General features: G+C 68.9%; 17 protein-coding genes. 10 read left to right on the plus strand and 7 right to left on the minus strand.

Annotation, left to right across the window (positions count from 1 at the left end):
- Positions 1–22: 22 nt before the first annotated feature.
- Positions 23–1,585, plus strand: a complete 1,563-nt coding sequence (locus FSB78_RS02685; RefSeq protein WP_147079722.1) for a spinster family MFS transporter — start codon at positions 23–25, stop codon at positions 1,583–1,585.
- A 101-nt stretch (positions 1,586–1,686) separates the two neighbouring features.
- Here FSB78_RS02685 and FSB78_RS02690 read toward each other — a convergent pair whose 3' ends face one another.
- Positions 1,687–2,223 carry a superoxide dismutase family protein gene (locus FSB78_RS02690; RefSeq protein WP_147079724.1) on the minus strand — a complete coding sequence of 179 codons (537 nt, stop codon included), beginning with the start codon at positions 2,221–2,223 and terminating at the stop codon, positions 1,687–1,689.
- Positions 2,224–2,241: 18 nt separating this feature from the next.
- The gene (thpR, locus tag FSB78_RS02695; protein ID WP_147079726.1) at positions 2,242–2,808 is read right to left on the minus strand and encodes an RNA 2',3'-cyclic phosphodiesterase; all 567 of its coding nucleotides are present in this window, start codon (positions 2,806–2,808) and stop codon (positions 2,242–2,244) included.
- Between the two features lie 124 nt (positions 2,809–2,932).
- Between thpR and FSB78_RS02700 the strand changes: the two genes are divergently transcribed.
- From FSB78_RS02700 to FSB78_RS02715, 4 genes are all read left to right on the plus strand, one after another.
- Positions 2,933–3,682 (plus strand): Bax inhibitor-1/YccA family protein, encoded by a 750-nt coding sequence (locus FSB78_RS02700; RefSeq protein WP_147079729.1) that lies wholly within the window; start codon positions 2,933–2,935, stop codon positions 3,680–3,682.
- Between the two features lie 92 nt (positions 3,683–3,774).
- Positions 3,775–4,566: a transglutaminase-like domain-containing protein gene (locus FSB78_RS02705; protein ID WP_147079732.1), complete on the plus strand. Its 792-nt coding sequence runs from the start codon at positions 3,775–3,777 to the stop codon at positions 4,564–4,566.
- 52 nt (positions 4,567–4,618) lie between these two features.
- Positions 4,619–4,900, plus strand: coding sequence for a hypothetical protein (locus tag FSB78_RS02710; RefSeq protein ID WP_147079734.1), 282 nt, complete (start codon positions 4,619–4,621; stop codon positions 4,898–4,900).
- 227 nt (positions 4,901–5,127) lie between these two features.
- Positions 5,128–5,682, plus strand: coding sequence for a hypothetical protein (locus tag FSB78_RS02715; protein ID WP_147079736.1), 555 nt, complete (start codon positions 5,128–5,130; stop codon positions 5,680–5,682).
- A gap of 11 nt (positions 5,683–5,693) precedes the next feature.
- Here FSB78_RS02715 and FSB78_RS02720 read toward each other — a convergent pair whose 3' ends face one another.
- Together FSB78_RS02720 and FSB78_RS02725 are read right to left on the minus strand one after the other, a co-directional pair.
- The gene (locus FSB78_RS02720; RefSeq protein WP_147079739.1) at positions 5,694–6,422 is read right to left on the minus strand and encodes an extensin-like domain-containing protein; all 729 of its coding nucleotides are present in this window, start codon (positions 6,420–6,422) and stop codon (positions 5,694–5,696) included.
- A complete protein-coding gene (locus tag FSB78_RS02725; protein ID WP_147079741.1) occupies positions 6,422–7,156 on the minus strand; it encodes an NUDIX domain-containing protein in 735 nt (244 codons plus the stop codon). Before FSB78_RS02725 ends, FSB78_RS02720 begins: the two co-directional genes overlap by 1 nt.
- A gap of 140 nt (positions 7,157–7,296) precedes the next feature.
- Between FSB78_RS02725 and FSB78_RS02730 the strand changes: the two genes are divergently transcribed.
- Both FSB78_RS02730 and FSB78_RS02735 read left to right on the plus strand, forming a co-directional pair.
- Entirely contained in the window at positions 7,297–7,779 is a 483-nt protein-coding gene (locus FSB78_RS02730) for a GAF domain-containing protein (RefSeq protein WP_147079743.1), read from the plus strand.
- A 142-nt stretch (positions 7,780–7,921) separates the two neighbouring features.
- The gene (locus FSB78_RS02735; protein ID WP_147079745.1) at positions 7,922–9,028 is read left to right on the plus strand and encodes an RcnB family protein; all 1,107 of its coding nucleotides are present in this window, start codon (positions 7,922–7,924) and stop codon (positions 9,026–9,028) included.
- 50 nt (positions 9,029–9,078) lie between these two features.
- Here the strand turns inward: FSB78_RS02735 and FSB78_RS02740 are convergent, their stop codons facing one another.
- The 3 genes from FSB78_RS02740 to FSB78_RS02750 all read right to left on the minus strand — a co-directional run bounded on the left by FSB78_RS02740 (position 9,079) and on the right by FSB78_RS02750 (position 11,688).
- Positions 9,079–10,371 (minus strand): M20/M25/M40 family metallo-hydrolase, encoded by a 1,293-nt coding sequence (locus tag FSB78_RS02740; RefSeq protein WP_242008397.1) that lies wholly within the window; start codon positions 10,369–10,371, stop codon positions 9,079–9,081.
- A 163-nt stretch (positions 10,372–10,534) separates the two neighbouring features.
- Entirely contained in the window at positions 10,535–11,221 is a 687-nt protein-coding gene (locus FSB78_RS02745) for a hypothetical protein (protein WP_147079749.1), read from the minus strand.
- Between the two features lie 11 nt (positions 11,222–11,232).
- Positions 11,233–11,688 (minus strand): universal stress protein, encoded by a 456-nt coding sequence (locus FSB78_RS02750; RefSeq protein WP_147079750.1) that lies wholly within the window; start codon positions 11,686–11,688, stop codon positions 11,233–11,235.
- 145 nt (positions 11,689–11,833) lie between these two features.
- Here FSB78_RS02750 and FSB78_RS02755 point away from each other — a divergent pair, with 145 nt between their 5' ends.
- The 3 genes from FSB78_RS02755 (at position 11,834) to FSB78_RS02765 (ending at position 13,881) form a co-directional block, all read left to right on the plus strand.
- Positions 11,834–13,171, plus strand: coding sequence for a pyruvate dehydrogenase complex dihydrolipoamide acetyltransferase (locus tag FSB78_RS02755; protein WP_147079752.1), 1,338 nt, complete (start codon positions 11,834–11,836; stop codon positions 13,169–13,171).
- A gap of 123 nt (positions 13,172–13,294) precedes the next feature.
- Positions 13,295–13,495, plus strand: coding sequence for a hypothetical protein (locus FSB78_RS02760; RefSeq protein ID WP_147079754.1), 201 nt, complete (start codon positions 13,295–13,297; stop codon positions 13,493–13,495).
- Entirely contained in the window at positions 13,492–13,881 is a 390-nt protein-coding gene (locus FSB78_RS02765) for an acyl-CoA thioesterase (RefSeq protein WP_147079756.1), read from the plus strand. The genes FSB78_RS02760 and FSB78_RS02765 overlap by 4 nt, the downstream gene beginning before the upstream one ends.
- Positions 13,882–13,903: the final 22 nt, after the last annotated feature.

Below are 13,903 nucleotides of genomic sequence, written 5' to 3' on the forward strand. Positions count from 1 at the left end.
GTTCGAAAACACGGGAGGGTTGATGACTGAGGTCGATTTGCCAAGGGCCGACGCAAGGGCGTCGCGCTATGCCTGGTACGTGTTGTCGGTCCTGTTCCTGGTCTATGTCCTGAACTTCATCGACCGGCAGATCATCTCGATCCTGGCCGAGGACATCAAGCGCGACCTGGGGCTGAAGGACCAGGATCTGGGGTTCCTGTACGGCACCGCGTTCGGCGTGTTCTACGCGCTGTTCGGGATCCCGCTCGGGCGGCTCGCCGACAACTGGCACCGCGTGCGGCTGATGGCGATCGGGCTGTCCCTGTGGTCGGTGATGACCGCGCTGTCGGGGCTGTCGCGGACCGGCGGCCATCTCGCCGCCGCGCGGATCGGCGTCGGCATCGGCGAGGCCACCGCGAGCCCGTCGGCCTATTCGATCATCTCCGACTATTTCCCGAAACGGCTGCGCGCGACCGCGCTGTCGATCTACTCGGCTGGGCTGTTCGTCGGCGGCGGCTGTTCGCTCTTCATCGGCGGGCTGATCGTCCAGCGCTGGAACGCGGCATGGCCGGATGGCGGGCCGCTGGGGCTGGTCGGCTGGCAGGCGGCGTTCATGGCGGTCGGGCTGCCGGGACTGGTGCTCGCGCTGTGGATCACCACGCTCCGCGAGCCGATCCGCGGGCTGGTCGAGGGGCTGCCCGAACCCGAGCGGCACCCCGCGCCATTCCGAGCCTTTGCCGGCGAGCTGCTGACGATCGTCCCGCCGCTGACGCTGATCGGCGCGGCGATGGGCGGCGTGAAGGCGCTGCTGATCAACGTCGCAGGGCTTGCTGCCGTCGTCGCGGGCGTGCTGGCGCTGGTGTCGATCGGCGAGCCCTGGCCGCAATGGGCCGCGGTCGGAACCGGGATCTACGCGGTATTCTCCTGGGCGTGTGCGCTCAGGCGCCGCGACGCGCCGACCTATGCGCTGATCGTCGGCACGCCGGCGTTCCTGTGCACGGTCGTCGCCTATGGGTTCAACGCGTTCACCGCCTATGCCGCGAGCTTCTGGGCGGCACCCTATGCGATGCGCGAACTGGGCGGCACGCCGTCGTCGACCGGCCTGCTGGTCGGCGGGCTCGGCGCGATGGCGGGGTTCCTGGGGCTGACGATCGGCGGCGTGGTGTCGGACCGGTTGCGGCGGGGCAATCCGGCGGGGCGGCTCTGGGTCGTGATCTTCGGCGCGGTGGTGCCGGTGCCGTTCCTGATCCTGGCGTTCACTGCCGTCACGCCGGTGCCGTTCTATATCGGCATCTTCTTTGCGCAGATCACCGCGAGCTGTGCGCTGGGCGCGGCGGCGGCGACGACGCAGGACATGGTGCTGCCACGGATGCGCGGCACGGCGACCGCGACGTTCTTCATCGGCACGACGCTGATCGGGCTGGCGCTGGGGCCGTATCTGGCGGGACGGGTGTCGACGCTGAGCGGCAGCCTGTCGACGGGGATGCTGGCGCTGCTGGTGGTGTCGCCGGTGACGCTGGCCGCGGCGATCGCGGCGTACCGGCTGGCACCGACTGCGGAGGCGACGCGCGAGGCGCGGGCGAGAGCGGCGGGGGAGGCGATCTAGACCCTACCGTAATCCTGAAGTCGTTTCAGCATCCACGCCTCCCCCAGCGATAACGCTCGCGGAGGCGTGGACCCTGAAACGAGTTCAGGGTGACGAGGGCGTCAGGCCGGGCGGAATACGCCGCAGGCGATGCGCGCGCCGCTGTTGCCCGACGGGTCGGTCATCAGGTCGTCGGCGTCGGCGTGGACGACGAACGCCGAGCCGTCCGCGTCGAGCAGCGCCGCCATCGTCGCACCGGGGATGGTCATGCCGATCGTGCCGCGACCGTCGGTGCCGACGATCAGGTTGGGCAGGTCGCCTTCGTGCGGGCCCTGCGGGTTCATGCTGCCATGCTTGGCGCCGGTCGGGTTCCAGTGGCCGCCCGCGGTGGTGAAGTCGGGCGCGTCGCAGCGGCCGACCATGTGGACATGCGCGCCGTGCGTGCCCGGCGGCATCGCCTTGCCGTCGAGCGTGAAGCGGATCCCGCCTGCGACCTCGGTCGCGGTCGCGCGGCCGACATCGGCACCGGCCGCGGTCTGCAGCGTTGCGACCGCCTTCTGCCCGTCCGCGACTGGCGTGCCGGTGTCCATGCCGCCCTTGTCGCAGGCTGCAAGGCCGATCGTCGCCGCGCCGATCATCGTCAGTGTCGCAATCCGCATCATGTGTCTCCCTGTTGTCTAGGACGAACCCACACTGTGCCCGCCGGTTCCGAGCGGCCAGCGCATGACGGGTTCGTAGCGCGCGCCGTCGCGCGTCAGGATGCTTTCGTACAGCACCAGATGCGGCATGGCGAACGGTGCGCTGGCAAGGCCGGCATGCGCGGCGATCCAGCGATCCGCATCGGGCCCTGCCGCGCCGCGCGCCAGTCGTGCGAGCGTGACGTGCGGCAGATAGGCGCGACCTTCCGGCGCGAGACCGGCGCGGACGCAGGCCTGGTCCACCTTGCGGTGGAGCGCCGCCAGCGCGTCCTGAGGAGCGAGGCCGGCCCAGACTGCGGTGGTCGCGCCGCGGCGTTCGAACCGGCCGACGCCGTCGAGTGCGACGCTAGGGGCATCGGTATGCACCTGCCCGAGCGCGCCGGCGACATCCTCCGCCACGGGGCGCTCGACCTCGCCGATGAAGCGCAATGTCACATGCAACTGGTCGTCGTCCTGCCAGCGCGCCCCCAGCATGCCGGTCATCGTTGCGGCAAGCTGCGCGCGGATCGGCGGGGGCGGGCGAAGGGCGACGAACAGGCGGATCATAACGGGATCATGCTTAACCCGAGAGACGCGTCCGATTGCAACCGTTCGCCTTGAAAACGGTTGGGCAAAGAGCGATATTCACCGTAACCGGCATTAGGCCGGACAAAGGAGCGAGTTTTCAACAATGGCTAACTGGTCTGACCCCCGGCCCCGCGCCGCGCCGTTCGGAACGACGGCCACGGGAGCCCGTACCGAAGCCTATGACGCCGGCCTCCGCGCGTATATGCTTTCGGTGTACAACTACATGGCATCGGCAGTCCTGCTGTCGGGCATCGTCGCTCTGCTGTTCGCATGGGGCGGCGAGTCCTCGCCGGCCGCGCAGATCATGATGGGCGGCGGCCTGCTGAAGTACGTCATCATCTTCGCACCGCTCGCGATCGTGTTCGGCATGAGCTTCGGCCAGGGTCGCATGAGCACCGGCACGATGCAGGTGCTGTTCTGGAGCTTCGCGGTCCTGATGGGCCTGTCGATGTCGACCATCTTCCTGGTCTATAGCGGCACGTCGATCGCCGGCGCTTTCTTTGCGACCGCATCGGGCTTCGCGGCGCTCAGCCTGTACGGCTACACGACGAAGCGCGATCTGTCGGCGTTCGGGACGTTTCTGATCATCGGCGTGGTCGGCCTGCTGGTCGCGAGCATCGTCAACATGTTCCTGCAGTCGGGCGTGATGGGCCTCGTCATCAGCGCGATCGGCGTTCTGCTGTTCGCTGGCCTCACCGCCTATGACACGCAGCGTACCAAGAGCCTGTATGCGCAGGTCGCGGGTACGGACATGGTCGGCAAGGTCGTGATCATGTCGGCGCTGAGCCTGTACCTCGACTTCATCAACATGTTCATGTTCGTGCTGCGTCTGTTCGGCGGCAGCCGCAACTGATACGGACGTAACACGCGTTTCAGGGAAGGGCCCGGCGGGAAACCGCCGGGCCCTTTTTTTGTGTGTCCCCCAAATCAAAGGAATTGCGCGCGATGCGCCTGTCGATCGACGTGCGTCTGGATTACGGCATCACCGGCTCGGCGGACGTGCTGCTGCAGATCGAGGCGGCGGCGATGGCCGACCAGCGGATCGTCGACGAGGCACTGACGATCTGGTCCGAATCGCCGATCCGCGCGGTGCCGGGCGAGGACGGCATCGGCCAGCGCTGCTGGGCGCGCGGGCATGGCCGGCTCGTCGCGCACTACCGTGCGACCGTCGACGTCAGCCGCGAGAAGGTCGATCTCCACCGCTACCCGGCGACGCCGCCGCGCATGCTGCCGGGTGAGCTGACCGCGTATCTGCTGCCGAGTCGCTACTGCCAGTCGGACCGGCTCGAGGGGTTCGTGCTGCGCGAGTTCGCGGGACTTACGGGCGGACCCCTGGCGTCGGCGCTGTCGGCGTGGGTCACGGACTCGCTCGACTACCGGATGGGGACGAGCAGCGGTGAAACCACCGCCCTCGACACCTTCGCGTCGCGGGCCGGCGTGTGCCGCGACTATGCGCATCTGCTGGTCGCGCTCGCGCGTGCCGGCGGCATCCCGGCGCGGTGCGTGTCGGCCTATGCGCCAGGCGTCGATCCGCCCGATTTCCACGCGGTCGCCGAATTGTGGCTGGATGGCGGATGGCGGCTGGTCGATGCGACGGGGATGGCGTCGTGCGGCGACGTCGCGCGCGTCTGCATCGGACGCGACGCGACCGACATCGCGTTCATGACGGTGTTCGGCCAGGCGCAACTCTACGAACAGGTCGTCCGCGTGACTGCTGTGGATCAGTCTGATCACTAGGAACGCAGTCGGGTGCGAAACGTTTATACAGACGAGTTTACAGGAGACACCCATGCCCGATATCGATCAAAGCGCGCTCGACAGCCTGTCGGTGGCACCCGATGGGGATGAGGGGCGCAACCCGCGCCAGGACGCCGGTCAGGACAAGTCGATCGCCAAGCGGCTCCAGAAGAACCCCGACAGCGCCGACGCGCGCCTGGACAATGCCCTCGACGAGTCGATGGATGGCAGCGACCCGGTCTCGCAGACCCAGCCCGGTGCCAACACCGACGCGCCGGAATCGTCCGGCTACAACGCCGAAACCGAGAAGGGTCTGACGCACAAGCAGGCCTGACACCCGTACCGTCGATGGTATTCAATGCGCCGGTCCTCAGCGACCGGCGCATTTTTCGTTTCGCATCCGTCGGGAAAGTTGCGGTTTCCTGCTCGCTTCGTCGCATAGCGTGTTGCGGTGCAGCAGTTTCCGTGGCGCAATGACGGTACGATGTGATGGCGCGCTCAGGGCCTGTTAACCATCCTGGCGTATCGTTGCATCGGTTCCTTTGAGGGCGGGGTGACGACATGGCTTCCAGAATGAGACCGGCTAAGGGCTCGATGACCCTCGCCGAAATGAAGGAATTCGCCGGTTTTCCGGCCGCGACGCAGCGGTATATCCGTCGCTCGCTCGATATCGGCCTCGACCGCGACGACGCCATGGTACGCTGGTCGCGCGATGTCGTCGAAGCCGCGAGCATCCGGGCGCAGGCGCGGATGTACGAGGCGCTTCCCCAGCTTCGCACGATCGTCCCCGACGACAGTGGGCTCGACGCGATCGAACCGTTCCTGGCGCCGATGGTCACGCTCGTCGCGTTCGACCTGGGGCAAGGGCGCCTGACGACCTTTTCCGCGTTCCGGTTCCTCTACGAGCGGCTGATCGGTGCCGAGGTGCGGCCGTGGCTGCCATCGGCGTTCTGCGCGGCGGCGGCGTTGCCGCATCTGCATCCGGAATTGCGGCGCAAGCTGCTGCAGTCGATCAGCGAGGCTGCGGCAACTGCATCAGGCTGGTCCAATCGCCAGCCGGCCTTCTATCCCGACTGGGTCGAGAAGGTCGACACGGGGACCTCGCTGGCGAACTGACGGGGGGCCGGTTAGCGACAGGCGCGCCAGCCGCCCATGCCGCGATTGGCCTGGTCGAGATGCAGATGGTCGGCGTGCGCGGCGTTGTAGTCGGGGGACAGGGTCGTCGCGAACAGCTGGCAGGCACCGTCGCGGACCTGGTGTAGGAACCGCGCCTTCGGCCCATCACCCTTCCAGTCGCGTGCGACGGTGATCCGGGTGCCGTCGGTCAGGCGGAAGCCGGCGATGTCGACCGCATCGGCGGTGGAATGCTCGCTCCAGTTTCCCGCGTCGCGGCCATAGATGCGGCGACAGCTGTAGCTGCCGAAATGGTCGATGCTGGCGACGCGCGCGCCGAACGCGGCCTGCGCGGCGGGTTGCAGCACATCCCATTCCCACATCGACAAGGCGGCGGCGACCGGACAGGCGATACCGAGCCCGGCGGGCGCGAAGCCGATCCGGCGTGCGCCGCCCGCGGTCAGGCGGACCCCGTCGGTATAGCCGCACTGGCCGTCGCTACGCGGTGGCAACACCGTGTAGCGCACGCCCGCGCGGTCGAGCAGCGCCCGGCATTGCGGAAAATCCTCGGTCAGCGCGGCGAGCTTGCGACCCGTGAACAGCCCGGCGGGCTGGCCGAGGTCGAGCGGTGCCCACGGCATGTCCTGCGGACGATCGCGGACGCCCGCCCACAGGACGAAGCCGAGCATCGCGACAACGGCCAGCCCGACCAGCCAGCCGATCGTGCGCCGCACCGCACGCATCACCCGCGAACCGTGTCGGTAAGCCGCTCGGCGGTAACCGGATAGCCGAGGTCGTCGGGGATGCAGAGGTAGTCGACGCCGTCGCGCTCCTCGATCCACGGCGTGATCGTCCGCGGCGGATAGGCGCGCGCATCGGCAACCGCCGCGTCGTAGGTCGCGAAACGCGCCAGGCGCTCGAGCACGCGACGGGTAGGGAAGATGATCGTCGCGCGCCCCGCATCGGCGTCGTCGAGCACGGCCGCCGCGGTCGTCCAGACCAGCCGCACATTCTCGGTCGCGTCGATCTGCGCGTCGGCGGCATCTTGGGGCAGCCGGGCAAGGTAGAAGCGCGTGTCGAAGATCCGGGCGTGCGCATGTGCAGGACGCCACCGCGCGAACGGCTCCAGCGCGTCGAGCGCCAGAGCGGTGTCGCCGAGTGCGGCGGCCAGCGGGTCGCCCGCGTGGAGCCTGGCGCGCATTGCCGCAATCGCGTCGGGCGCGGACTCGAGTCCGATCGCCAACCCGACCTCCTCGATCGTCTCGCGGATCGCGGCGATGCGCGAAGCCGCCTCGTCGTCGCCGCCGGCGAGCGCATGGTCTCCTGGGTCAACGCGCCCGCCGGGAAACACCAGCGCGCCGCCCGCGAACGCCATCGCGCGTGCGCGTTCGACCATCAGCAGCTCGGGCGGGCCGGCGTCTCGTTCGCGGAAGATCACGAGGGTGGCGGCGGGAATGGCGGGGGGCAGGGTGCTCATCGGTCCGGCTGTAACGCGTGGAACGCCGCACGGACGCATGATCTGCGCGTCGGCAGGTACGGACGGGCTTGTCCTCGCCCGAACGGCTCCGCATATCGCCAGCCCCGAGGCGGGGCACGGGGACGACGAAGGAATATACGATGTACCAGTTCGACATAGCCGCGGGCACCAAGGCCGAGCTCTATCACGACCTGACCACCGCGCTTGACGCGCTGACCGCGGGCGAGCCCGATGCGATCGCGAACATGGCGAATGCCGCGGCGCTGATCTGGGAATATCTGCCCGATTTGAACTGGGCGGGGTTCTACCGGATGGTCGAGGGTGAACTCGTGCTCGGGCCGTTCCAGGGCAAGGCGGCATGCATCCGCATTGCGCTCGGCAAAGGCGTGTGCGGGACTGCGGCGGCAACGCGGGCGACGCAGCTTGTCGCCGACGTGCATGACTTTCCGGGGCATATCGCGTGCGATGCGGCGAGCCGGTCGGAGCTCGTCGTTCCGGTGGTGCATGACGGGCGGCTGATCGGCGTGCTCGACCTCGACAGTCCCGAGCCGGCGCGGTTCGACGCCGAGGATGCGAAAGGCTGCGAGGCGTTGATGGCGGTGCTGGCCGGTCGCATCGCCTGAGGGCGCGTTAACCCTGGCGCGGCCCGTTTCGGGACAGCGCGACCGCTTCCGCCGATGAAACGAGTTTGGTAAGCTTCGCGTTAAGGTGTGCGACGTTCGACCGGGACTCGAACGGACGCGGCGGAACCAGGGAGATAGCGTGATGCGGAGCCTTTTGATCGTGAGCGGGGCGCTGGCACTGACGGCGGGCGCATCGGCCGACGCGCAGCGCAGCGTGCAGCCGGGACCTGGTGCGAGCTACGGCATCCCCGGCCGTGCGCCGATGGCACCGCCGATGCGCCCGGTGGGTCATACCCCGGTCGCCCAGCCGGGCGGCCCCGGCGTCCGGCCGCTGCCGGGGCGACCTGGCGCGCCCTATCCCGGGCATCAGGTTCGGGGCCAACGCTGGGGTAGCAAGATCGGCGGACGCTGGTGGGGCGGCGCGAACGCCCCCGGCGGCTGGGCCGGTTATCGTCGCCCGCAGCGGGGCTGGGCAGTGCCGGGGTATTGGAACTCGCCGCGCTTCTACATCAACGACTGGGCCGGCTATGGCCTGACACAGCCGTATAACGGCTATAACTGGGTGCGGTATTACGACGACGCCGTGCTGATCGACGGCCGCGGATCGGTGTACGACACGGTCGGCGGGATCGACTGGGATGGGGGATACCAGGGCGGCTATGCGGACGCCTATGCCGACGATGCGGTGTACGCCGGGCCCGGCGACCGGGGCTATGCCGATCGCGGGTATGACGATCGCGGCTATCGCCCGCGCGACAACGGCGTCGGTGGCGCAGTGATCGGCGGTGTCGTCGGCGGGGTCGCGGGCAACGTTATCGCGGGCCGCGGCAACCGGCTGGCCGGTACGCTGATCGGCGCGGGTGCCGGTGCGGGCGTCGGCTATGCGATCGACAAGGCCGAGGACCGCGGCCGTCGCGCCCCGCCGCGGCCAAGGCCCTATCCGCCCGTCTACGGAACAGGCGCCGGGTATGGCGCGGGCTATGGCGCCGACTACGCCCCGCCGCCGGTGCCGGTCTACCGCGCGCCGCCGGGCGGGTCGTGGGTCTCGCCCGATGGCACGACGACGGTGACCACCACGAGCGGCTATCCGAGCGCCACGGTCGGCGCGTCCACGACGACCATCGTCGTGCAGTCCGCGCCTGCGGTCACGACGACCGCCACCGAATATTATTCGGACGGAGTCAGTTATTCGCGGCCGTCGAAGATGGTGAAGCGGCGCTGGCGCGCAAAGCCGCGCTGCGCCTGCTGAGCCAGGCAACGTCGTATCAGGTCCCCGGCCGGTTGCCGAGGACCTGAGCGTTACTTGCGCGGTTCGCGACCGGCGAAGGTGACGACGCTTTCGCTTCCGTGCGCACCGAGCGCCGAGACGCCGACGAAATTGTCGTCGACCGGCACCTGAGCCAGGACCGTCGTCGTGCCGGTGACGTCGCGCGTGTCGGTCCAGTCCTGTGCGTCGTTGCGGCGCCAGCGGATGCGGTAGCTCGCGGCACCCGGCACGGCGCTCCATTTGACAGTCGTGTCGCGCGACAGGGCGCCGGCGATCGACACGTCGGCAGGTGCCGCCGGCGCGGCGGCGAGGCGTGCGATCGCTGCAACGTTGATCGCGGTGACCTTTGCCAGATAGGGGAAGTCCATGCCGTCGATCGTGTCGCCGTACGGCACGCCGGCCTCGGTGCGCAGGTCCTGGTGCTGGCGGTCCCAGTTCTCGGCGGCGACCGAGAAGCGTACCGCGGGATAGCCGAGCTTCAGGAACGGCTCGTGATCACCGCCGCGGCCGAACCGGTCGGGACGGCGGTCTAGCATGACGTCAAGCCCACCGGGGATCGTCTTCGCAACGCCGTCGATCGCTTTCGCCAGCGCGCGGCTGGGGCCATCGTCCTCGCCGCCCTCGGCGCGACGGCCCTGTTGCGCGACCTCGCCCTCCGACGCGCGGATGCCTTCGGAGAAGACGCGGATGCGGTCGTCGATCTTCACGCCGCCCTGGCCGATGGTGTTGCCGACGATGTCGTTGTTGAGCATCGCCGAGACGCGCCAGCCGCGCGCCTTGGCGGTGTCTGCGAGTAGCTCGGCGCCCCACAGGCCCTGTTCCTCGCCCGAGAACACCGCATAGACGATCGTGGCGTCGAACGTCTGCCGCGAGAGCAGCCGTGCGGCCTCCAGCACCAGTGCGACGCCCGAGGCGTTGTCGTTGGCGCCCGGCGCGTCCGAGGTCGTGTTCATCACGTCGCTGACTCGGCTGTCGATATGCGCTCCGACGATCACCACGCGGTTCGGATCGCGACCCTTCTGGATGCCGAGAACGTCCTCGACCACCACGCCGGTCGGCGCACGCGGGCCTGTGAAGGGGCGAGAGATCCGGTCGACCGTGATGCACCCGTTGCAGCCGCGCGCGATCTGCTTGAACTGCGCCGCGGCCCAGTCGCGGGCAGCGCCGATGCCGCGTTTGGGGTCGGTGGTGGTCGACGCGGTGTGGCGCGTGCCGAAGCCGACCAGCGTCGTGACCGTGGCTTTCAGGCGGTCCGGCGAGGGGGCGGGGAGAGGGCCGGACGGGGCGGCGGCTGCGAGGAGCAGCGGGAGGGCGAGGATCGACATGGCGGCGATGGTGGCGGGTTCGGGGCGGGCGCTCAAGGGGGTCCGTGACAAATCCATCATCCCGGGCTCGTCCCGGGATCCAGGGTCCCGGGCGATAGCGCTTGCAACTCTGGATGCCGGGACGAGCCCGGCAGGACGGAGGCTTTATGTCGTCCGGCGAAGGCTATTTCCCGTATTTCGCCCGATAGTCGCGCATCTGGCGATCATACTCCGCCTGGGCGGCCAGCGCTGCGTCGGCGCGCGCCTTGTCGGTCTGATACTGCGCCTGCGCGGCCTGATAGTCGTCGCGGGCGCGGATACCGGCCTGCTTGTCCGCCAGGATCTTGTCGGTGTCGGCCTTCGCACGCTCGGCGGCCTGGCGGTTGAAGTCGGTGACGCGGGCGCGCTCGGCGGCGTCGGCCTTGGCGGCTTCCTCGGCGAGGCGGAGGCGTTCGGCTTCGGCGGCCGGTACCGGCTTGACGATCGGGGTCGGCGCGGGCCTGGCAACCGCCGCCGGACGCGCACCACCGGCTGCCGCCCAGAGCGCAGACGAGATCGCATCCTCGCAGGGCGAGCGGCTCGGGTCGGGCACGATCAGTTTCAGTACCTTCGCCATCTGCACCGCGAAGTCGTCGGCCTCGGTCGGACTCGCGCTCCGCTTGGTCGCGGCAGCGGCGCAGGCGGTCCAGACCTGCGCGCCGCCCGGATCGGCCTGCGCCTTGTCCTGGTAGAGGCGTGCGAGATCGGTCTCGGTCGGAACGATCGTCGAAGCGGGGATGTCGACGGTGGCGATCGGTGCCGCGGCTTGCGGCATCGCCTGCGCACCGGTGGCGGTGAACAGCGCGAGTGCGGCGAATCGGAATGGGGTCACTCGGAAATCCTTCAACTCAGTCGGTCGATCGCTTCGCGCGTCAGCGATCCAGGGATGATCATGACGGGGACGGGAAGCGTGCCGGCGTCGGTGCCGGAGAAATGCGCGATCAAGGCGCCGGGCGCGCCGGTCGCGGCGGCGCCGAGCACGAGCGCGGCGATGTCGGGGTTGGCGGCGATGATGTCGCGGATGATCTTTGGGCCGTCGCCCTCGCGTACCACGATCGACGGACGGAGGCCCGATTCGTCGAGCAACGTGCCCGCCGCGCCCGCGACCAAACCCTCGGCGTGAAGCCGGGCCTCTTCCTCGATCGTCGCCTGCACGCCGCCGAACGCGATGAATTCCTGGGGTGGCAGGATCGTCAGGATTTCGACGCCGCCCCCGGTTTTCACGGCACGTCGTGCCGCGAACCGCAGCGCGATGCCGGCCTCCGGACTCTCGTCGATCACCACCAGATAGATGCGCATTGTCGGTCCCCGTATCGGGTCTAGGTGGCCCGGTTATCGCCCCCGTGCAAGGCCGGCTTCCAGCGGCAAGCGCAGACCCGGGCCTTGACCCGGGCGGGCGAGGGCGCGATTGGGCGTGCCGTTACGTAATGCCTTGGGGACTTGCATGTCGATCGAGATCAAAATGCCCGCGCTGTCGCCGACCATGGAGGAGGGCACCCTCGCCAAATGGTTGGTCAAGGAAGGCGACGTCGTGAAGTCCGGCGACCTGATGGCCGAGATCGAGACCGACAAGGCGACGATGGAATTCGAGGCGGTCGACGAGGGTACGATCGTCAAGGTGCTGGTCGCCGAGGGTACCGACAATGTGAAGGTCGGCACCGTGATCGCGATCCTCGCCGAGGAAGGCGAGGACGCGTCGTCGATCTCGACAAACAGCGAAACGCCCGTCCCGGCCGCCAAAGAGTCGGAACCCAAGCCCGACGCGACCGATCCCAATGACACCGGTAGCGAATCGAAGCCCGTCGAGCGGACCGAAGAGCAGGCCGAGGATCATGGCCGTCCCGCCGATGCCGCGCCCGCGCCGATCTCGGGCGAGCGCGTCAAGGCGAGCCCCCTCGCGCGCCGCCTCGCCGCCGACAAGGGCGTCGACCTGGGTGGCGTGACCGGCTCCGGTCCGAACGGCCGCATCGTCAAGGCCGACATCGACGGCGCGAAGGCCGGTGCCGCACCCGCCAAGCCGGCCGCTGCAGCCGCTGCCGAACCGGCCGCACCCGCGCCCGTCGCGGCTGCGAAGCCTGCCGCGATCCCCGACGTGCCGCACGAGGCGACCAAGCTCAGCAACGTGCGCAAGACGATCGCGCGGCGCCTGACCGAGTCGAAGCAGACCGTTCCGCACATCTACCTGACCGTGGACGTACGCCTCGACGCGCTGCTGAAGCTGCGCGGCGAGCTGAACGCGAGCCTGGAGAGCCGCGGCGTCAAGCTGTCGGTCAACGACCTGCTGATCAAGGCGCAGGCCGTGGCGCTGATGCAGGTGCCGTCGTGCAACGTGATGTTCACGCCCGACCAGCTGATCACGTTCAGCCGCGCCGACATCTCGGTCGCGGTGAGCACGCCCTCGGGCCTGATCACGCCGATCATCGTCGGCGCGGACACCGCCTCGCTGTCGAGCATCGCGACGCAGATGAAGGACCTGGCCGGGCGGGCCCGCGAAGGCAAGCTGAAGCCGGAAGAGTATCAGGGCGGCACCGCCTCGATCAGCAACATGGGCATGTTCGGGATCACGCAGTTCGATGCGGTCATCAATCCGCCGCAGGGCATGATCCTGGCGGTCGGTGCGGGCGAGAAGCGTCCGTACGTGATCGACGGCGAGCTCGGCATCGCGACCGTCATGTCGGCGACCGGCAGCTTCGACCATCGCGCGATCGACGGCGCGGACGGTGCGCAGTTCATGAAGGCGTTCAAGGCGCTGGTTGAGAAGCCGCTGGGCATGCTGGCGTAAGACACGCGTGCGTTGCCACCCTCTCTTGCCGTTCGTGCTGAGCGAAGTCGAAGCATCCCCGCCCGGGGCATGCCCTTCGACTTCGCTCAGCACGAACGGAAGGGGGGACCGCGCGCCGTGACGATGAAGAACACCCTCGTCGAAGCGCTGCACGTCCTGGCCGGCCTGGTCGCGGCGGTCGCGATCACCTGGACCGCGGCATGGTCCTATCCGCTGGGGTGGGATGTGATCTGGTGGTGTGGGCTCGGCGCGATGGTCGCGACGCTTCTGATGGGAATCGGGCCGCTGCGGCGTGCCTGGATGCAGGACAAGGCCGCACGATGACCGATTTTCCTCCCGAGATCGCGCCGACGATCCGCGTCACCGCGATGCCGGCCGACGCCAACCCCTATGGCGACATCTTCGGCGGCTGGTTGATGGGGCATATGGATCTCGCGGCCGGGTCGGTCGCGTCGCGTCGCAGTGGTGGTCGCGCCGTCACCATCGCCGCGGACGCGATGAAGTTCCACATGCCGGTCGTCGTCGGCGACGAGGTGTCGGTCTATGCCACGCTCGCTGCCGTCGGCCGGACGTCGATGACGATCGAGGTCGAGGCCTGGCGCCGGGCGCGGCACAGCGACGACAGTTGCAAGGTGACGCAGGCGCGCTTCGTGTTCGTGGCGGTCGGCGACGATCGCAAGCCGCGGCCGGTTCCCCCGCTGACCGCTTGAAATTCCAAGAAGGATTGTTGCT

It is taken from the genome of Sphingomonas ginsenosidivorax, from assembly GCF_007995065.1.
Lineage (GTDB): Bacteria > Pseudomonadota > Alphaproteobacteria > Sphingomonadales > Sphingomonadaceae > Sphingomonas > Sphingomonas ginsenosidivorax.